Annotated in this window: 8 protein-coding genes and 4 pseudogenes; 1 reads left to right on the top strand and 11 read right to left on the bottom strand. The window is 54.8% G+C overall.

All coding sequences use genetic code 11. From position 1 onward, the window contains the following. Positions 1 to 162 precede the first annotated feature (162 nt). A pseudogene (locus AC5S26_RS28055) lies at positions 163 to 657 on the top strand (protoglobin domain-containing protein); the annotation flags it as partial. 145 nt (positions 658 to 802) lie between these two features. On the opposite strand, the gene AC5S26_RS28050 reads toward AC5S26_RS28055, so the two are convergent. The 11 genes and pseudogenes from AC5S26_RS28050 to AC5S26_RS28000 form a co-directional block, all read right to left on the bottom strand. Then, positions 803 to 1,819, bottom strand: coding sequence for a hypothetical protein (locus AC5S26_RS28050; RefSeq protein ID WP_494188260.1), 1,017 nt, complete (start codon positions 1,817 to 1,819; stop codon positions 803 to 805). 89 nt (positions 1,820 to 1,908) lie between these two features. Continuing rightward, positions 1,909 to 2,331: pseudogene (locus tag AC5S26_RS28045) on the bottom strand (ParB/RepB/Spo0J family partition protein); the annotation flags it as partial. Between the two features lie 144 nt (positions 2,332 to 2,475). Continuing rightward, positions 2,476 to 2,889, bottom strand: coding sequence for a DUF6908 domain-containing protein (locus AC5S26_RS28040; RefSeq protein WP_494188253.1), 414 nt, complete (start codon positions 2,887 to 2,889; stop codon positions 2,476 to 2,478). Beyond that, the gene (locus AC5S26_RS28035) at positions 2,886 to 3,800 is read right to left on the bottom strand and encodes an ArdC-like ssDNA-binding domain-containing protein (RefSeq protein WP_494188252.1); all 915 of its coding nucleotides are present in this window, start codon (positions 3,798 to 3,800) and stop codon (positions 2,886 to 2,888) included. The genes AC5S26_RS28040 and AC5S26_RS28035 overlap by 4 nt, the downstream gene beginning before the upstream one ends. Positions 3,801 to 4,696: 896 nt before the next feature. Then, positions 4,697 to 5,578, bottom strand: a pseudogene (locus tag AC5S26_RS28030) (IS110 family RNA-guided transposase); the annotation flags it as partial. A 99-nt stretch (positions 5,579 to 5,677) separates the two neighbouring features. Further along, a pseudogene (locus tag AC5S26_RS28025) lies at positions 5,678 to 7,444 on the bottom strand (polysaccharide lyase family protein); the annotation flags it as partial. Between the two features lie 420 nt (positions 7,445 to 7,864). Then, the gene (locus AC5S26_RS28020; protein WP_494188251.1) at positions 7,865 to 11,707 is read right to left on the bottom strand and encodes a carboxypeptidase-like regulatory domain-containing protein; all 3,843 of its coding nucleotides are present in this window, start codon (positions 11,705 to 11,707) and stop codon (positions 7,865 to 7,867) included. Positions 11,708 to 11,884: 177 nt separating this feature from the next. Then, positions 11,885 to 12,508 (bottom strand): response regulator, encoded by a 624-nt coding sequence (locus AC5S26_RS28015; protein WP_494188250.1) that lies wholly within the window; start codon positions 12,506 to 12,508, stop codon positions 11,885 to 11,887. Between the two features lie 18 nt (positions 12,509 to 12,526). Next, complete coding sequence (locus AC5S26_RS28010) at positions 12,527 to 15,403, bottom strand: sensor histidine kinase (protein WP_494188249.1); 2,877 nt, start codon at positions 15,401 to 15,403, stop codon at positions 12,527 to 12,529. Positions 15,404 to 15,580: 177 nt separating this feature from the next. Further along, complete coding sequence (locus AC5S26_RS28005) at positions 15,581 to 18,646, bottom strand: glycoside hydrolase family 2 protein (protein WP_494188248.1); 3,066 nt, start codon at positions 18,644 to 18,646, stop codon at positions 15,581 to 15,583. Positions 18,647 to 19,159: 513 nt separating this feature from the next. Next, positions 19,160 to 20,698, bottom strand: coding sequence for a sialate O-acetylesterase (locus AC5S26_RS28000; RefSeq protein ID WP_494188247.1), 1,539 nt, complete (start codon positions 20,696 to 20,698; stop codon positions 19,160 to 19,162). Positions 20,699 to 20,939 lie beyond the last annotated feature (241 nt).

The raw sequence follows: 20,939 nt of genomic DNA, 5'->3' as shown, positions 1-20,939 counted from the left end.
AAAAACTTCATCCGGAAATAGTGCTCTAACACACATCGACAATGGTTCCTACGAGCTTAAAAAAGCTATCCCCGGTTATTCCTACGGGGAGTCAGGTTTGGGGCAGTCGCCCGTATCCCTATTAGAATTGGACACCCTTAGGATCAGTGTCGGCTCACATCAGAAGATGAGCAGTTCCTTCGTCTTGCTGGAGAGGTGCTAGCTGACCAGACGGAAAAAATTGTGAACCATTGGCGCAGCGAGATTATCGCAAGCATTCCCCATCTTGCTAGACATTCTCGGACGCCTGAAGGAGAGCCGATACCTGAATACCTGAGAAAGAGTAATCTTCGCTTTCAACAGTGGATCGTTGATACCTGCACGCGGCCTTATGACCTTGATTGGCTCAATTACCAACACGAAATTGCTCTTCGTCACACGAGTCTCAAAAAAAATCAGACTGACCAAGTGAATTCAACTCCCTATGTGCCTTTGAGCGATATTGTGGCTTTCGTCTCGGTAATGAATGAGACCATCAAGCCTTACTTAGCCTTCAAAGGTCACTCCATCGAAGTTGTGGAGAAGATGCACCTTGCATGGTGCAAGTCGATGCAGCTACAGATGGCTCTTTGGGTCAGGACATACATGAATTCAAGCCGCACATTGAGTGAGGGCTAGGCGTCCAACAAGTTTTACACTTTGAGCTTTTGAAGATGAACCGAAGAGGGTGCAGGGAGAAACCGAAGCGGTGTCTTCCTGCGCGATTTTTGCAAGCAAACGAGGACGAGAGGCGGCAGGTTCGCCGCCCTCGCTGAACGGAGACTTAGGCTGCTTTCTTTGCGGTCTTGGTGGCTGGCTGTGCCGTCTTCTTGGCCTTCTCTTTGGCCGCGAACTCCTGCTGTACCTTCGTCGTGATGGCATCGGTATCGACTTTGTAGGTCACGGCTGCTTCCTTGAGGATGGTGGTGGGATTGCCGCGTGAAGCTGCCAGCAGGATGCTGGTTTCTACCAAGAGCCGGGAAAGCGTTCCTTCATCGGCACGGCGTACAAAGGCCGTGAAGGTCTTCTTCAAGCCGCCATCGTCTCGCTTCTGCCGGATGCCGTGCTGCCGCGCCAGCATCTCGACACGGCCCTCATCCATGAGGAATAACAGCCGCTCGATGACTGAAAGCAGGTCACGCTTCATCAGGCGCACCGGGACAGCAGAGCCGATGGCTGTAAGGACACGCAGCCCAACGGTATTCGCGATGGCCTGTTCCTTGCGCTGCTTCTCCTGTTCGGCCTTCCACTTGGCATCGTCACGGTTGGGGGCTTGCTTCGGATGATGCACCGGGCAAGAGAGATTGGCGCACACCTTATGGATGGTGCCGATGTCGGTTCCCTCGGTGATGATGGCCTCAGTGGTGTACCTGCACTCCTTGAACTCGGGACGCTTGGCTTCGTCTTTGGACTTGGGCCTGTCATCCCGAATCGCGGTGTACTTGTTGCGCGGCAACACCGGGCTACCTTCCTTCTGTGCGCCGAATCCCGTACTGATCTGCACCAACTCCGGCTTGGCGGCGATGCTCTTCGCAACGTGCGCGTCCACCTTCGACTGATAGCAGGTTGGATCGGTGCATTGGTCGCCCTGTCTGCCGAGGTCATCACCAAAGAGCAGCTTGTTATGTCCTGTGCGCTTGGGACAATCGGCGCAACTTCCGGCGGTCGGCACAAGGTGCGCGTCCCGCTTGTTGAAGGGTGCATCTTTGAGCAATAGCAGAATGTTCGAATCAATCCAGAATTGCAGGTTGCGGACTGGCAGCAGTATCCGCGCTGGTTTGTCGTCGCTAGATGTGTACATCTCTTTGAAGCAAGCCTTGAGTCCTGCGTGTTGCTGGTCGGGTGGAGCTTTGCCAGTAAGAGGGCGTGGCCGACGCCGATATGGTTCTGATAGAACGCTGCGGCAACCTCATCGCACAATTCGGTGAGTTTGAGCCGGGTGGTGATGTAGGCGGGTGTCTTCCCTACTTTGGCAGCGATTTGCTCGACGGTATAGATCGGTTCCGTCAGCAGGAGGAGGCGCTTGTAGCCTTCCGCTTCCTCCATCGGGTGAACGTCGCGGCGTTGAAGATTCTCAACAAGCTGTGCCTCCAAGACTTCGACATCGCTCATCTCGCGGACAAGTGTGGGAATGGTTTCCTTCCCGGCGAGAAGCGAGGCACGATACCGCCGTGCACCGAAGACGATTTCCAGCCTCTCTTCCTTGGGACGGGCAAGGATGGCTTGAAAGACGCCAGACTTGCGGATCGTTTCAGCAAGCTCGTTGAGGTCATCCTCTGCGAAGTGCTGGCGCGGATTGGTGGACGACTCCATCAGGAGCGAGAGCGGAATCTCCTGCGGTGCTGCGTTGGGCTTGATAGCTGTGGTCTGCATCACGATGTGCTCCTTTCGAGCGGTTGAAGGTGAGGTCACGGAGCGGCACACGTCGGGCATGGTTCCGCTCCAAGAGAGAGTGGACTAGCCGAGAATGCACTTTTCCGAGAAGACTTCCGCGAACCCCTGCAAGCGCAAGTTCTTGTCCCACGTCTTGGCGAAGCGCTCATGCTCTGCGTGAAGCGCAACGAGAAACACGTAGTTCCCGCGAATGATGTTGCGGCTCCATTGCTCGACGGCCACGTAGTCATTGCGCCAGTAGTACGGATTCAGGTGTGCGCCTCCCGCGAAGCCAAGCTCGAAGCACATCTCCGGGTCACGCATGGCGTCGCCATTCTGGAGGCCGTAGTGACACACGGAGAGCGAAGGCAAACCACACGGCCCGGACTCATCGACGGCCTCGATGACAAGCTCTATATAGGGCGGGTTCTCGATTTTGAGATAGAGGTTGTGCCGCCAACCTCCCGCTTTGTGCAAGATGTCGAGGATGGTCTTCATGCTGCCACCTCCGCAGGCTGTGTGCCGATGGCGGGTGAGCTGTCTTCGGCCTCGACGGGAGGCTCCAGCGCGGAGAGAATCAGGCTGGCGGTCTGCTGGATGACTTCCAAGCTCTCGGCCAACAAAGAGGCGTTGCCCTGATAAAGCTGGATGTAATCGGCGGAGGCGTTTTCGTTCTTGAGTCCAACTGCTTTCCCTACGACGAAGGCCACGGCCTCGGCCTCCAACTCACGCACGGTCTTGGTGGTGGCGGTGCGCCGTTCTGCCTTGTGCAGGAGTTCATGCGCTGTTTCGTGCACCAGCGTTGAAAACTCTTCGGCCTTAGACTGACCGGGCAGGATGGCGATGCGTCCGCCGTAGCTCATGCCAAGCGCGGGGGCGATGTTGGCGTTATAGAGAAGCGCGATGCCTTTGCTCTTCACAAAAGCGGCTAGACGATGGATGTTCTCGCCGGGGTCGCCGCTTACCTCGTGCATGGATGGAAGCTCTACGCCGTTGGTCTGGGAGACGTCGAAGACATACGCATTACGGAAGCCAAGCAAAACCCGCGTGTTTTGTTTGGTGATGTCCTTCTCGGCCTCCTCATCCTTCTTGCGGCGAACGCCAATGATGGGAGCAAGGATGCGGATGCCTTTCGCTCCTGCGTTGACGCTGCGGCCCATGTTCTTCCACCTCCAGAACCCGGTAACGCGGGTTGCCGTGGGCATCTGCCGGGCAATCTCCAGCACATTCCCAAAGCTGTAGTTATGGAAGCGGCTCATGGCTGTGAGGTAGTTGGTGAGGGCGTCGGACTTTCCGGCTTCAAGCTGCTCAATGAGTAGCTTGATGTTGGCCGCGATAAGTTCCTGTTTGGTGGCGGGCTTCTTGCCGTCGATGGTGGTGATGTTGGCGGTGGTGGCGGTGCTGCTCATGGTGTGTCTCTCCTTGGCTTTTGCCTTTGCTTTTCATGCCGTGCGCGGCATGTACCTACATGCCGAACGCCTCCTGGCGAAGGCGGGGGTAGCAAGTGCAAGGAGAGGGGAATCACCCACCCGGAGCGGAGCGAAGGGCAAGGGGCTGCACAAGCGGAGCGCGGAAGCCTGGGGAGACTCCTTGCGCGCGCGAGGGGCGGAGCCCCTTCCATGTCTTTTGTCAATGGTTAGGCGCAGGGGGCGTCAGCCCCTGCATCCGTAGAGGTGTGTTCTTCTCGAATTCCTATGGACTGGGGAACCGGGCAACATTCAGCGACAGTCGCTCAAACTTCCATACGCGGGTTGGATACCGCACGAAGGTGTGTCGTCGCAGGCTTGCCTCGGACTTAGCGCGGGCGTCGGAAGGTACTCCGGCCCAAGGGGCTCTCGAGGATCACCATGACCGGTTGCCCGGCTCCCCACTCCATAGGCTGAACTAACTCCTTTCTGCCGTGGGCCTGATATCTTTCTTGCATGGTCGCGTTGTTACTTACCCTTGCGTTCGTTGGGCAAACCGCTCCATCGACGCCGTGCGATCTGCGCGTGCAGGTTGTCGACAACGCAACTGGCAAGCCTCTTCCCAAGATCGCCATCAATCTGAGACTTGGTCTTGAAAATCGACGAACGGTGCAGCAGGAAACCGATTCCCAAGGATCCACTTGCTTTACAGTCGCAGCCTTGGCGCATCCCGTAACTTCAGTTGACGCATTTTCGACCCATTACCTCAGTGTTGCCGCAGACCCGCAGATCACCCATCTTCCGGAAAGCGTAACAATCCGGATGCGTCACCTGAGCTGGTTAGAATCTCTTCGCTATATATTCCAAGGCGACTAGGTTGTGAGAGCTGCCGTACTGCATCAGCTGGCTAATGACCTCATCTCCTGACCGATGGCCCATATGAAACCGGCAAGCTCTCTCGCGATCGCAGCAACGACAACAGTTGGCTTCTTACCTCTGGCAACCATAGAACGATAGCGGGTACACAGCCTGGTCTGTGCCTTCCAAGCGATATCTCGGACGTTCTTGGGCAGGCGTACTAGGATCTCGGCTTTTTCCTTCGCAACGCGAGCCGGATACTGATAGCTCCATGCTGCTTCAATCAGCATCCGCCGAGCCTCACGGTTGCCAGTCTTGGTGATGCCTCCGCGACGGATCGTCCCGCCGCTGGAGTGCTCAGAAGGAACGAGACCGAGATAACCCATCAACAGGCGCGGGGACTCGAAACGGCTGAGGTCGCCGGTAGAAGCGATGAAAGTAGCTGCGGAGATCATGTCTATGCCACGCAGTCCCCGCAACGCCTGAACAAGCGGTCCGAGGGACCAGCTTCCGACCATCGCAGAGATCCTCTCGATCAGGGCATCTCTTCTCTGTTGCGCGGTCCACACCGTATCCAAGTAGTCCTGAAATACGATGCCGTGGGCGTACTCCTGGAAGGTCTGCCCTGCAAGCCAACTGCGATGGCGTTGTGTCCAGTGCTTCCCGGTCGGGTAGCTGCGGCCATGCCGAAGCAGGAAGGCTAGCAACTGCTGGCGTGCACGCATCAGGTGCATCGATGCATCCACTCTCGCTCTGACCAGATCACGAAGCGCCTCGTGAGTAGTGTCTGGAACCCAGACTGGTGTCAGGTCCCCGGAGCGGTGCAGGATGGCCAGCTTCTCTGAATCGCGCCGGTCGGTCTTGATCCGTTCCCCTGGCTTGCGCGGGATCATCGACGGCGCGGCTACTGTGCACTTGTGTCCAAGTCGCCACGGGCCAACCTGGTCCGTCTGTGGATACTGCTGGAGCGATTCAGCCTTTACCCATCCGAAGCGCTGGTTCGCCGGGTCCTTCGCCTCGGCGTTAACAAAGGAGAGGTCTGTGGCATGAGGAACTTCCTCGAAGAACCAGCTCTTCGACGGATCGTCCTTGCCCACAGTAAAAGTAAGATCGTTGGGAAAAAGTAGCGCGTAGCGCAGATTCCATCCCCAGAGCCAGCTATTATCGCCGTCCCCTTTCAAAAACTCACGGGCACTCCGGTCGGGAAAGCCGATCTCCCATAACTGCTTTCCGAAGCGCACCGGTTTCCACTCCAGCTTGCCCAGATCAACTTTCCTGCCCGGCTCGACAGTTACATATGTCTTCTCGAACTCACCCAAAACACCATCGGCATAGGCATGTAACGTATACTTGCCCGGACGGATCTTAGAGATGGTGAATTTCCCATCCTTCGAGCCGTCCGCGATGAACTGGTAGAAGCGTGCTTCGTGAATCCAACTTCCAGCTCCTCCCGTTGTGCGCGGGCCAAAGACACGAGCGCCCATTCCTTTGTCAGCAGATCTCGCAACTACGCCGGAAGCCATCCTCATAGGTGGGAGTTCCCTGAGTGGCTCATCGGGGCAAGAGAGGATTACGGTCAAATGCTGAAGCTTCGTCGAGGATCCTTTCGGCGCCATGGGGTCATTCAGCACGATGCGTCCACTAACAGTGCCGCGCTCCGCCAGTGGCGGGTAGTCCACGCCTTTAACCCAGTCATAGGGCCACTTCGAGTTCTCCTTCTTTGCCTGCGCCAGTGCGTCCTCCCACAGCGCGTTTGCGTTTTCGTACCAGCTGGCAGGGACTCTTGGATTGCCTTCTGTCGCTTTCAGTTTGTCGAGCGCTGCCACCGAAGCCGCCTTGGGATGCTCCAGATGATTTACGTAAACAAAGATCGGCCCAATCACCTTGGTCCACTCTTCACCAGCCGAGATGTTGGCTCGGGTTCCGCTGGCGTAATGCCCGCTGTGCCAGTAGTCGAGAATGATAGGCGGCGGATTGTTGTCCGCACCGAAGTGCGCATCGAGATCTAGACGACTTGCGCCGCCGCTCAGATATTCAACTGTAGGATTGATGAACCATACCCCATAGTGCGTCTGCGTACTAGACCAGCCATACGCCGGAGTGTGGTATTGCTCACCGGAGTAGCTGTACTTGTGCTCGACAGAGTTCTTGTAGATCCCCTTGTCCATGATGCGTTGCTCTTTGGCATGCACCACGACACCCGTACCCCAATCGATAGGTCTAGCCTCAAGCATATTGCGGTCTCTGTCGACCGTGATCCAGTCGAAACTCCGGTCCAGATAGTCGATGAAGCGGTCTTCCGCGCCGGTACCCGTCGCGGGGTAGCTGGCGGGATGGCTGAAGATCGAATAGGTATAGATGCCATGATCGCCGCGGCCCAGAGAATAGCGCAGTTCGATGTCGCAGGTTGTGCCGCCACCGGGGGCGCCTGCCGTGAAAGTGAATGTGCCTCGGCCTACTCCCTTGATCGAGACTTCCGCACGCTCGCCCTTGTTATTTGCAGGATCGATCGTAACGGAGTTCGTCACCTGTGGCGCTCCCTGTGGAGTGTGCTCCCATACGCCGCGGCTTCCGGTGTCGAACCCGTTATAGACCAGCGAGGTGAGAAACCCATTTTCTTTGCTGATCGTGGCCTTCACGATGCTATTCTCCAACGTCCAGGATTTGCCGTTGTCCGTTAACGTCACGTGCGCCCCCGCAGTCGTTGCGGATGCGGAAAAGCATGTGTGAGCGATGCCTACTGCACCAACAAGCACAACCGATCGGATCAAAAAATGCAGACGAAGCATCTTCATAACAATCTCCAAGTGAACGAGGGGCCAACGTAAGGTCTGACGAAGGTTGTCGGGCTGAGGTTTCACTTCACTCTCAGCAAAGTTCGAGAGATCACCGCCCTTTGGGCAAGTGGCTAGTTCGTCAGACAGCAGCTGAGAGCGTGGCTCAGTTTATTTGCACAGCGAGGTGGAGTCGAACGCCTTCGCTCGTTTCGGCAAAGAGAGTTCCTGAGCCTTGGCTACCGAGGGCAACGACTCTGGTTTCGCTAGAAGTGATCGATCGAACGTCCTACTATTGATAAACTCGAAGCGTTTTTTTCTTATAGGGGGAATGAATAAAATAGCACGACAGTGTGCCAAGTCTTCCAGATCTCATCTCCATCAGATCTGGAAGAGGAAGACATAAGTGGGGGGCGGCCGCCCCCACTTACATGTCTAGAATGTGATGCGGCCGGACAACTGGAACCTTCGGTTGCCGCCCGCGCTAGTAAGTTTTCCGAAAGAGGTCGATCCAGGATTTGTTGCGTCCGCAACTGACCACGTTTGATTCTGCCCCATTGAGAAGCTGACCTTGTTCGTGACGTTGAGGCAGTCGGCACGAAAGACGAATTTGACCCTCTCCGTCCCAAGATCAAAAGAACGTTGCAGCGACGCATCGAGGTTATAGCGACTGGGGTTCCTTATCCCTAAGAAGCGCGGAGCCGTACCGATTTTCGTGACCGGCACTGCACCAGTCTTTGCCCCAGAAGGGAGGGCAAAGCTGTTTGGTAGTGAGAAAGCGGTTCCATCCAGATAGGACGTCTGCGAATAATTCTTGTACGTTGTTCCCGCACCCGCCCAGTCGCCATTCTTACCAATCGTGTCCTTGCGGCCTTGTACAAGATCTGGCATGCACTGTCCTGTTGACGGGAATGTACATCCGGAACCGATGATGTAGATCGGGGAACCCGAGGTGAAGCTGAATATCTCAGAAAACTGCCAGTCGCTTGCGAGATCGCGAACAAGCCAGTTATCGCCCCCGATCTTGTTTTTGCCAAATGGGGACCTGAACACTCCATAGAGGTTCATGTTGTGAGTGATATCCGTTGCGACGACATCGCGGTCGGCACGATTATTGCCCGGAATCGCTAGACCTGTTGACGAAGCCGAAGCTGGTACAGGGAATGCACTCCGAGTCGTTCCATCATCTCCGATGTTTCGTGACCAGGTGTAGTTCATCGTAAAGTTCATGCCCTTGTATTGGCGCTGTTTCACGGTGACCTGAAGCGCGTTGTAACTGATGTTGCCAATGTTGGCGAAGGATGAACTGGGAGCGCTCGAGTATTGCGGGAACGGCTGCAACATACGACCGATCGTCGGCCTGGTATTGATGGCAGCAGCCGCAGCATACCCAGGATAAGGCACAGTGACACTCGCATCCGCCTTTTGCGCAATTGCGATGTTAGCCGGAGTTGCCTGAGCGGTCAGGATATTTGTGGCTCCGTCACTTGCCAAGGTTGATCCCAATGTCGCGACGTACTTAGGATCCAACTGTCCTGACCAAACACCCGGGACCAGAGCGCCGTCTACGAAGTGGGACTGGCTTCCCGAATAGTTGATGGTCAAGGTCAGATCCTTGGTGAGTGCCCGCTGCACCCCGAAGTTATAGAAGACGAACTCAGGAGCACGACTTGCCAGATACGGGTCAACGTAAGGAGGTGCAGAGCCCGGAGTCACATATTTTCCACTCGCGTTCACATAGTTGCCAGTACTTAAGGTTAGAGCGGATGCGTTCGGCGAAGACGGTGCTGGAATGGAGTATCCCGGTCCGCCGAAGTTCGTGTTTGCAAGGCCTGCAGTCTGGAACTGCGAGCTATTGTTCAAGTAGTACGACGGGCCTGCGTCGACACCAGTGTTTACTGCAGCGGGCAGAACAATGTTAGAACCGAAGCCGAGAAGGCTGGGACCGCCTGAACCGCGCCCTCCTACGCCACCGGCGTGGGAGTAAGCGACAGCAAAGCCAGCCTTGAAGACAGTGTTTTCGTCGGGAGCATATTCAATGCCAAGCCGTGGCCCAAAGTTCTTCATGTAAGTGTCGGCCGGAGTGTGGCATTGGCAACTGATATCCGCTCCCCGAAAACCAGCAAATTGAAGCTGCCCTGGACTGCCGGTGAGTGGGTTGGTCGCCGTCGGATTGAAGAAACTAAAGCGGTCCTGCACTTCTTGATAAGGGGGAAGGTAGTCCCAGCGCAGGCCGACATTCAGGGTCAGCTTTGGCGTGATCCGCCAATCGTCTTGGATGTAGGGTGAGATCGGATGGAACCGGCTCCCAGTTTCACTGACCAAAGGCACACTAGTCGAACCGCTGTTAACGGCTCCAAGAAGGAAACTCGCATAGGCAAATCCGGTTGGAGCGCCCGCCGTCCCCACGTTCAGCGTGTTGCCAACAAAGTTGGCAGTGGAGATCGGAGAGAACGACTGCGTATAGATTCCCGAAGGACTGGTCTGCGATGTGGCATTACTTTGCAGCCACTGTGTCATAAATCCGATCGTGACATTGTGCTTCCCTTTTGTCCAAACAAAGTTATCGACGAGGGTGTAGGCATTGGGAACGGTGAGATAAGAACGCGAACCATCTACCCAGGGAGAGATCGCCGTTGAGAATCCCGCAGACGTTGCGAAGGATGACCCCGGGAAATTTCCCGAAGCTTGACCCGCCGGTAACCCTGCAATGCCAACGTCTGGTCCGCCCCGGTAGGGCGCGAGGTTATCAGTTGGCGCATTCACAGGCATCGGAAACCGCGTGAAGCCGTACGTGACCTGATTTACCATCCTCGGGGTTAGAGTCCAGCTATGCTCCGCCAAGATGAAGGTCGGGGAGATCGCCGAGTTCGTCGAACCGGTATACGGCATTGGGAGGTTGGCCCCGTATCCTGCCGTTTGGCGTGTACCGTGAATGTATGCAAACGACAAACGCTGCGAAGGGGTCACATCATAAGTGAACTTCATCACATACTCGTGGTTGTCGTAACCAGAGATTCCGCCGGTGATGAAGTTGTTCACGATACCAGGAAGGTTCGGATCTGGCATGAACTTTTGTTGATACTGCGAGATCGTAGAAATGTAGCCCTGTGGGATCACATTCGCAGTTGGAATACCATTCTTGAGTTCGCGGAACGCCTGACGAGTGCAGGTTGAACCGGCGCACGAGGTCGTGAGTGGATTGTAGATGTATGTACCGCTTCCCAGTTCCGTGAAATCGCCGGCTTTCATGAGGGCCGTTGGAACAGTAAAGATCGAGGGATTTACACCCTGCCGTCCGTGAAATCGGTCATAGTTGAAGAAAAAGAATGCCTTTTTCATAAATGGGATTGGACCTCCCACAGATGCTGAAATCTCTACTTGGCGCTCGATATTTTTGCCTGCGGGGACCTGCGTCGCTTTATCGTTCACGATCTGGGTCTTCGTCAATTGATTACCAGGAAATCCCCATGTATCGAATACCGTATTCCTGACGACTGAAACCAGTTGGCCATGATAAGCGCTTCCGCCCGTCTTGATGGCAAAATTGATCGCACCCGCACCTTGATATTCCGCCGAAGGCGCACTGGAGACGATGTGGAGTTGTTCCACCGATTCGACGGGAACAGCATTGCTGACGACACGATTGTCGCCCTGCTGATTGATGGTCGTCGTTGGAACACCATCGATGTAAACCTCCGCGAGATAATCACCCGTGCCGGAGAAGATCGGCGCACGGGCTCCGGATTGTGCACCTGGAGCGAGTGTTGCGAAGGCGGTGGGATCGCGCTGTTGATTATTCATTACGAGCGGTAAGGACTCATAGGTCTCATTCGTAATGACAGCGCCCACAGTCGGACTGGTGGTCTGCAAGAGTGGAGGAGCATCGCTCACCGTGATGACCTCGGACGTACTACCGAGTCGCAATGTCAGGTTGAGGCCTGTCACAGTAAGGCCGTTCACTTCAATATTCTCTTGCGTGAGCTTCTGGAATCCTTGCGCCACAACCGTCACGGAATAGATGCCCGGGATGAGCGGAGTCACGCTATAGAGCCCCGCTCCGGAGCTCTTTCGAATAGTGGAGGTGCCATTCGCCCGGTTAGTTGCCGTCACCATTGCATCGGGAATAACCGCCCCGGAAGAATCTAAGATGGTCCCCTCCAGAGCTCCCTGGCCGGTAGTCTGTCCGGGAGAGGCGACGCAGCAGAACAAAAGCGAAAATAAGAGGAGAATTTTAGACTGACTTAGTACCGTATCTTCGACATGCTTTGACGCCACTTATGCCTCCGAATCACACTGCACCCGAAACATGACCTCTGGACACGGCTCGTTCTTCGAGCTGACGTCGTCAGGTTTGCTTCTGTACTTGTTTGCTTGCGAAGAGAAGTCTAGGGAATCGAAGATACGATTGTGATCTGACTAAAGTCAGATTGTGAAAAGTTTTCTTATTGAATCTCACAGACGAACATACCCTCGTCGTAGTGCGGCCAGCACGGCCTGAGTACGGTCTTTGACGCCAAAATGGGAGAGGATCACCCCGACATGGCATTTGACTGTACCCTCTGTGATACTAAGCTTCATGGCTATATCGCGGTTGCTCATACCCTCTGCCATCAGTGTCAGAACTTCTCTTTCTCGCGAACTTAGATCGACTACCGGCCGCTCACTGACCGTACGAGATACTTCCGGCGGGACATAGGTCTTTCCAGCGTGGACTCGGCGGATCCCCTGAATCAGTCGATCGTAGTTCATCCCCTTGATGATGTAGGCGGCGGCTCCGGCCTCCATGGCCTGATGGATATCCTCATCTCCCTCATACGTGGTGAGCACCAAAATTCGTGGTTTTTTAAGGCGATTTTGCAATACTCGAATGGCGTCCAGACCGCTGATTCCCCCGGGCAAGCGAAGATCCATCAGGACAACATCAGGACACTCCCGATCGAAGCTGTCGAGGGCCTCTCTGGCATTTCCGTGTTGACCAACCACCTCCATATCAGGTTGCGAACTGATAATTGCGCTGATTCCGGCGCGAACTACAGGGTGATCGTCAACCACCATAATCTGAATACGATCGTCCATCCTCGTCGCTGCTCCCTTCTAGCTGCACACCATCGCCGACGTTAGGTGTAAGAACAGTTCCACCGAAGTTCCGGAATCGGCAGATGATTCGATTTTCCAGACTCCGCCAGCTTTATTCATCCGCTCGTCAATGCTTGAAAGTCCGAAATGTAACCCAAGCCCATTGCGGGCTGCAGCATCAAACCCGACCCCGTCATCCACAATCGTGATTGTTAGCTTGCCCGGGCTTATTCCAACTCTCATTGTTATGTGTCTTGCGCGAGCGTGCGATATGGCATTCAGCAAAGCCTCACGTGAAGCCATAACGATCTCATGTTGGATCCGGGGTTGCAATCTCCGAGATAGCCCCGTATGTTCGAAGAGAACTTGCGCTGTGCTCTTCGGTCTCAGCAGCTTTATTTGCTCTGCAAGAGCATCTTCCAACGTGTTCTGTTGCTCAGGGTTTCGCAAGTCCCAAATCGCTCCACGGGCGTCATGAATCGTTTGAGCAATTTGTTCGCGGGCATACTGCAACACAGGAAACCATGGCTCAGCATCAAAAATTTCTTTCTTCAAGACCTGCTGTTCCTGGCTGCTCGCCACAGCCTCAAGAAGTGAAGAAACTCCAATGCATCCTTGGAGAAGGGTGTCGTGCATCTCACGCGCGACCCTACTGCGCTCTTCCGCCACAGCCTGGAATCGCAACGCTACCTGGCGAATTTGAAATTGATAGTAGAGCCACGCGATCAGACTGATGGCAAGCAAACATGTTGCGATGAACCAAGGATGACGATAAAAAGCGCTCTGCTGAACAATTTCCAGGTCTGCATAGGAAGCCCCATTCTCTCCCGGCCAACTCCCTTCGACCTGAAATTTGTACTCTCCGGGTGGCAACTTGCTATAGATAGAGGATGCGTTAGGCTCTAGGTCTACCCAACCTCTGTCGAAGCCTCCAAGGCGCCTTCGCAAACGAAGGTCCGTGCGTGCGCTCAATAGAATTGGCGATGCCTGAATCTCCAGATTGCGAACCGATGGCCCCAAAACAAGAGGACCTTGGTCATTCTCTTTCAATTTTCCATCGATAAGAATCTTCTCGATCATGACCGGAGGCAGTGGTACCTTTTGTGAGATCGAAGAAGGCAGAATGTGGACGAGGCCCAAATCAGTCGCGAACCATGCACCCCCAGCATGGTCGGGTACTCCCGTCGCAGGGAGTCCCGCAAACATCTGAGCACCTGTTTCTTTCGCTAACGCGAAAATTTCAGGTGGATTATCGAGACGAAAGTTCGGAATGGATTGTGTAGAGAGGTCAGCCTGCTTCGCAGCACGTACGATCTCATCCCGTTTTGCCCGGTAAACCAAAGTAGGTTCTGCAACGAGTACTCGGCCTCGTGCGTCCTGAATCACCGATATTGCAGCACTGCTCGCTGACGATCCGTGCGGAAGCAAGAGATGTCTCAGCCGCCCTTCAACACTCGCATAGAGACCTGATTCAGCGCCGATCCACAAGAGATGATCAGATGTAGTCAATAGCGACCATATAAGACGCTTCCCTAGGGCAGCCGAAGTCGTATTCGACCGATACTCACCGTCCCTGAGCAGAAACAGACCTCGCGAGGTTCCTACCCAGAGTCCGCCATCAGGAGCATTCGCCATACTCAGTACTGCATCGTGGGGAGCGCCTATTGCCGTCTGGTAGCTCGTCACTTTGCCATGGTCCCACTTCGCTACGCCACTGTCCGTAGAGATCCATACAGCACCGTCAGGAGAATCGAGAAACCCCGTCACAAAACCTGTCCCTAGTTCTGAAGAGTAGTTCTGTACGCGCATTCCACGGATGAAACGGTATGCCCCGTGTCCCATGGTGCCTAGCCATACAGCCCCTGTGCGGTCACGAAAGAAAGCGCGGACGCGCAGTCTGCCGATGGCTGGAAATTGCATCACATGTGAATTGCCATTTGCAACGCGAATTAATCGACCGCAACTTAGAAAAATAGACTGGTCGTTATCAATAAAGACGGAAGCAAATTCAGATGCAGATGCAGCTCTGATTCTTTGCAGGGCCACGCCTGTATTGCTGAATCGCTTGAGTCCCGATTGAGTGCCAACCCAAAGATCTCCCCCCGCATCGCTGGCAAACGCGAGGACTATCCGACTTGACTGTGGATCGTCATCGCTTTTTTTGAACGAATGTTCGCTGCCATCCCGAATAATGAGACCTTCTCCAACCGTACCAATCCATAGGCGGTGTTGGGAATCTAGATGCAAGGCACGGATATTCCAGGGGAGATCCTGTAACTCACGCACAGCGCCATGAGGAAGACGCTGCAGCATACCATAGGGGGTACCAATCCAGAGGATTCCCGAAGCATCTAGGACCAAGCTGCGGATTCTGATGCCGCTCTTCTGTGGAGGAAGAGGAACGTCAGTGTAGGTCTTTCCGTCGTAGTGGATGAGGCGGTGTCCCGCGAACCAGAGGCCGGAACGTGCATCCGCCGTGATCGCGAGGACACTGGGGTCACCAAGGTGAAGAACGCGGACAAAATGATCGTTGGCATAGCGGTAGATGCCATGGTCGGTTCCGGCCCAGATAGCTCCTCCTGTGTCTTGATAGACAACACGGATAGACAACGTTCCAAGTCCGCTCTCAGATCCATACACTCGGGCTTTTCCAAGCGACAGATGCGTAATTCCGCCACCAAAGGATCCCACCCAGAGGCTGCCATCTTTCGCTGCGAGCAGTGAAGAGACGCCGAACTCATGAAGCAAGGAAGAGAGATTTCCTCCGTAGTCGACAAACCTAAAGCCATCGAATCGTACTAAGCCATGCGGAGTACCTAGCCACAGATAATTGTCGGCCGTCTGGACAACAGCCTGAATTTCCTGGTCGGGCAGTCCGTCCGCGATCCCCCACACGTGGCTTGTGAGCCCTTCCCTGTCTGCTTGTGCGGAACAATAGATTCCCTGGCTGATTAGGACAATGACCCAAAAAACCAGGCATTTCACTCGCGTGCATCGCATGCCGGTCCTATTCGTCGCTGAAATGCTTGAACCCATGAATCTTCGATCCGAAGCGAACGCTTCGCTGTTTATCTACTTCGAGTAAACCTCGACTTCGACGATACCCAGAATCGGCTTGCCCTGCTTGGACTTTGGTTCCACTTGGTCGATCTTCCCATTCACTTCAACCAAGGAATGCTTCTCTTCAACGTTGAATGGCGGGGCAGTCAATTGAATTTTAAGTTTAGTTCCCTCTCCGGTCGATGTCAGAGGCAATGTGACGTACCCTAGGCTTGTCGACGTTGTTCCTTCAAAAATAGTGGCCCCATCCAAGGTGACACGGAGTGGATAGCGACGAAGGCGGAACGAAGACAATTTGAATTCAAGTTCTTTCGGCACAGCCGGGCGCGCTAATGTGTATTCAATCCAAGCGGTTTCTAGTGATCCCTCTACCGTGCGGCTATCGGGTATCGCATGACGGATAGGTAGACCATCTGAGTCAATATCCGTTCGCAATACAGACGCATTGGTCCAAGCAGTCGTTTCGTTATCATCGTACGACTTCGGAGCATCCCCGGAGTTCGCTCCTGCGACCGCAGAGATAATGTCGATCGGGACGCGCGTTCGCGCAAACGATGGCGTAGAGGGTGTCTCCCCACGTTGCAAGTTCACTGGTAACCCGGCGGCGGAATCAAATGTAGAAAGCTCGCCATTCTGGACAGGTAGCGATTTTAGAGTGATCTGCGTCTCCTGCAGGCCGTCTGCCTTCGCCGTCAGAGTGATCTGACCAGCGTTCGTGGTACTGCGGAGAGAGATGCGATTAATACCACCTTCGACTGGCAGGTCTTTTGAAAGGATGTAGTTATCGTCATGTACAAACGGAGCAACTGGTGTCGCAGAGAGACCATGATTGTCCGTCGGAGTTGTATTGACGCCCACTAGATTTTTGGAGCCCTGTGCAATTCCGCCACGCCACTCTGCCGGTCCGCTCAAACTGAAGTGAATCAAATCCAGCGCTGTTGGAACACGACGACCCAGCGAATCTATCACTTCGACATCGATCAGCGCGATGTCTGATCCATCGGCATGTAACCCGCCTGGGGCTATGTGAGGTGTCAACCGGATCCTAGCCGGTGCGCCAGCAGTCTCAAGCATCGCCTCTGCAACCAGATGCCGCTCCGCATCGTACCCAATTGCCTCAAGCGTTCCGGCTTGATACGCCACCTCGGGAAAGGTAAAGAGGAAGTCGTGCGTCGGATATTTTTTTCCAAGCGACCTGCCGTTTAACTTCAACTCGACGGATGCAGTATTCGCCACCACATAGAGTGTGCGAACGGCACCCGCGGAGTAGTTCCAATGCCCCAGGATGTGCAGTCGGGGATGCTCCGGGTCGACCCATCCATCCCACATAACCTGATGAGCAAAGAATGCGTCCTTCGGTATGCGCATTGCGTCTACTTCGCCCGAACGACGATAGTTGTTATCACCACGGAAGTGTGAATTTTCATCAATCCAACTGATGTTGACGCCACCGGCCGAAACGCGCTTGCCTGTGCCGGGCCGTATGCGGAAGTAGTCATCCCATCGGAATATATCCTCAAGAGTGAAGCTTTCTTGATTGCGATTGTAGAGCGGAAAATCTTTGTGGAATGGGGGCGTCTGCTCGTTCCAGAACTTGCGAGCGCCTTCGTCTCGGTTGTATTCATGCGCCCACAATGGCTTGTAGCTGGATTTATCGATGTAGAGCATCTCGCCGCCGTACTCGGCTGTGTGAGAGGCGAGCATCTCGCGTGCGCCAATCGCCCGTCCGCCATGCGGATCGAATTCATTGCGTATCGAGAGCACGTCTCTCATGTGCTCTTCACTTATGCCCTTGTTCCCCGATTCGTAAAAGATAATGGATGGGTTGTTCCGGTTGTACACGATGCCGTCGCGCATCAACTCGACACGTGCCTGCCATTGGCGTCCTTTAGAATCACCTTCGGCATCGCCGGCCGGCATGGAGACGAGCAAGCCCACGCGGTCGGTCGATTGGATGTCCTGCTTCGCAGGTGTAACGTGCATCCAACGCACCAGATTGGCGTTGTCTGCGACCATCAGGCCATTCGAAAAATCAGAGATCCAAGGCGGGACATCCGTACCAAGTCCAGGCCATTCATTGGTGCTGCGTGCGGCGTAGCCGTGGATTTGCAGAACCCTGCCGTTGAGATAGAACATGCCGTCGTGAAACGCTGTTTGGCGAAAACCGGTCTTCGTCATGACCTGATCTCCCGGTTTACCGTCCACAACAATGGTTGTCTTAACCTCGTACAGATATCCATAGCCCCAACTCCAGAAATGAAGATTGTGACCTATGGCCTGCGTGGAGAGGGTTTGCATGGCATGTGGCGCCAAACGCGCTAATTCGGAAGTAGTTTTAGCAGCCTCTTTTCCGTCGGGACCGGTCACCAACGCTTGGAGGCGGACGGCAACTGTCTTCTCGGTGTCATTTCGCACCTGCGACTCTACATGAATCGTCGCGGCGTGCTCGCTGATATGGAAGTCGTCCGCCCAGATATATTGCCCCGTCGTCCCGAATGAGGAAAAGAGAGGCAGTGTTTGATATACGGCAGGCTTAATGTGCAGCCAGACTCTCTTATTGATGCCCCCAAAGTTGGAATAGAAATTGCCATTGTTCCATTGCACGGTGGCACCACTTACCTTCTCCCGGTAGTCCCAGCGATTGTCGCTACGCACCGCCAGTACGTTCTCACCCTGCAGAAGATGGGGTGTCAGGTCGAACCCGAAAGCCATCACACCGTTCTCGCTAACTCCGAGCCGATGACCATTCAAAAAAACTTCTGCTGCCTGTCGGACCCCCTCAAACTCGACAAAAACCTTTTCGCCCGGGGAAGTTTTCGGGAGATGAAAGTGCTTGCGATACCAGGCGATTCCGATAGGCTGGTCGTGTATCGACACGCGATAAGCGAAATCTTCGTTCCAGGCTCGCGGAAGCGTGACCTTGCTCCAGTCCCCATCGTCGTAAACCGCTTGCGCGGCCTGTTCGACATCGCCGGCATGCAAAAGCCAGCCATTATCGAAGTTGTAACGTGATGGCTCAGCAAATGCGGAAAGACAAAAAGATAGCAACAGCGTAAGGACGAAGGCTCTACAGCGCATGATTGAATATGCTCTCAGGATTGTTTGGTTGAGCAGAGATTCTCCGCATGATTCCGGTCCAATCTTCCTGTTCTATCGTAGGCGACGGAGTCTGTCATCCGACGAAAGTAAGAGCGTTATCGCATTCTCTCAATAACGTAGCTGCTTGAGCATTTCCGCCCCTCCAACCATCCAACTGGCGCCATTCGATACAGCTGACCAACCGGTCCACGAGGCTGAGCATAGGATGTTCTTCTCGCGCGTCCCAAATGCTGCTCGATGCACTTTGGAGAAGCAACTCAGTCGGTGATCACATGCCGACCTCCGGGTCGGCCGCTTCTATGAACCGCCAATCTTCTATGAACTGTCGGATATAACGTGGCGACGGGGTCGCTGCGAGCAGAGTTGACGTCAGTATGGTCAGGAGAGTAGTGAGGATGTAGATGCTGCGCACGAATGCTCCTTGAAAGAGTGGTTGGAGATGCAGGAGACCAAGCAAGAACGCTTTCGCATCCTGGACTGCAGGCGATGCAATCATCTGCCGGTGAACTCCCGAGAGATCGTCGTAAGAGCATCCTGCGAGTCGGTCCGGAATGGAGCCGCGGGAAGTCCCGCACCGTTGACCAGGTTCGCCCCTTGCGGGTAGTTGTCCCATGCATAGCGAACGAAAACGGGGCTAGGCACCTGATCGCTGTGGACTACGACTGTTTTACCATGTACGGTTGCCGTGGCATCCATGTACCTGCCATCCGCGCCTGCGATCTGGAACCACTGGAGTGGCCCGTCTTTACCGGTGAGTCCCTCCGCATGTTTAAACGTAACGACGATGTTCGACCCTTCAACCTTGTTACCGCTGTAGACGGGCCCCGAGAACTCGACCTTCCTGCCATAGACGTTAGCTAGCGCGATACGGCTGAGCCGATCCCCTACGGGCTCCTTGTTCTTCGGATGTACATTCGTCGGATCACCCACGTCGAGCGTCACGGCCATGCCGGTCTGGGGCAGAGCCAACAGCGCTGCCTGGCCTTCGCGCACCATCGGGTTGTTGCTGGTGTTCTTCAAAGGCGGAAGCTGCACGCAGTAGAAGGGGAAATCACCCTCGCCCCATTCGGCGCGCCAGTCCTTCACCAAGGTTTCCATCACATGCGGATAGAGCGCAACACCGGCCTTGCCGCCCACGATCGATTCGCCCTGATACCAGATGACGCCACGCATCGCGAACGGGAGGATAGGATGCAGCATGCCGTTGTATAGCACGGTGGGCTGGTGTTGATCCTGCACCGGATCGCGAAGTGGCCCCGGCTTCCTTGGCCGCGAGTTGATCGTCTGCGGAGCGAGGGGCGCCTGATCCGTGGTTGCCCCGGGATGTGTCTTGTAGAAGTTATAAAGATCGTCGAAGTGCATGAGCATCGGCTTGATCTTGGGATCAGCTGTAAGGGCTTGCCGTGAGATCCATGATTCAGCCGTGCTTGCCCCGAAGGCGACAACGACCATTCCTACCGGCTGCTTGAGCGCATGGTTCAAGTCGCGCCCGAAAAGGTACGCCACCGCCGAGAATGCAGGCGCGTTCTCAGGCGTCGCAATTTTCCACTCACCCTGAATCTCGTTCTGCGGTTCATAACTCTTCTTGGTTATTGCCATGAAGATTCGCAACTGCGGATAGTTTGCCGCGGCTATCTCTTTGTCTTCATCCAGCATTCCCGCGAACGATGCGGCTTTGGCTGAGACTGTGAACGCCATATTCGACTGCCCGGAACCGATCCAGTCCTCCCCGATCAGCACGTCGTTAGCTGTGACCGTGTTTTTGCCAGCGATTGTCATGACAAAGGGGCCACCCGATTTTAGTTTTCCCAACTTCACCATCCATCTGCCGTCTGTATCAGCAGTCGTGGAGCGCTTGCGTTTGCCGAGCGTCACTGTCACTTTTTCGCCAGGATCAGCCGTGCCCCACACCGGCAGGGGCACACCGCTCTGCATTACGGCGTGATCACTGAAGAGTGCGTTGGGTTTTACGTCAGCGAAGGCCGTCGCAGTAAAGACGACCAGGGCAGCAAATCCTTGCGCGATCCTCATAGAGAGTCTCTTTTCCTTTGCTTTCCAATAAAGAAACAATTTCTATTCGAAAGGAACATAACGAATAGACAGCGATGCAGTCAACCGCTGCTTTGGGTTTTTGCGCTAATAGGGAAAAAGGTTCTCTGTGTTTTAAGTGATGTAGACACGACACTTCGCCCGGAAGACCTTTTTATAACTCCTTGTTTTGAGTTTTCCTTTGCCGGCAATTCAACTCTTTGTTTCCAATCTGAAATTATTC

The organism is Edaphobacter sp. FHG110511_03 (assembly GCF_059115365.1).
The sequence above is the reverse complement of the archived record's forward strand: the minus strand, read 5'-3'. Positions and strand labels throughout refer to the sequence as shown.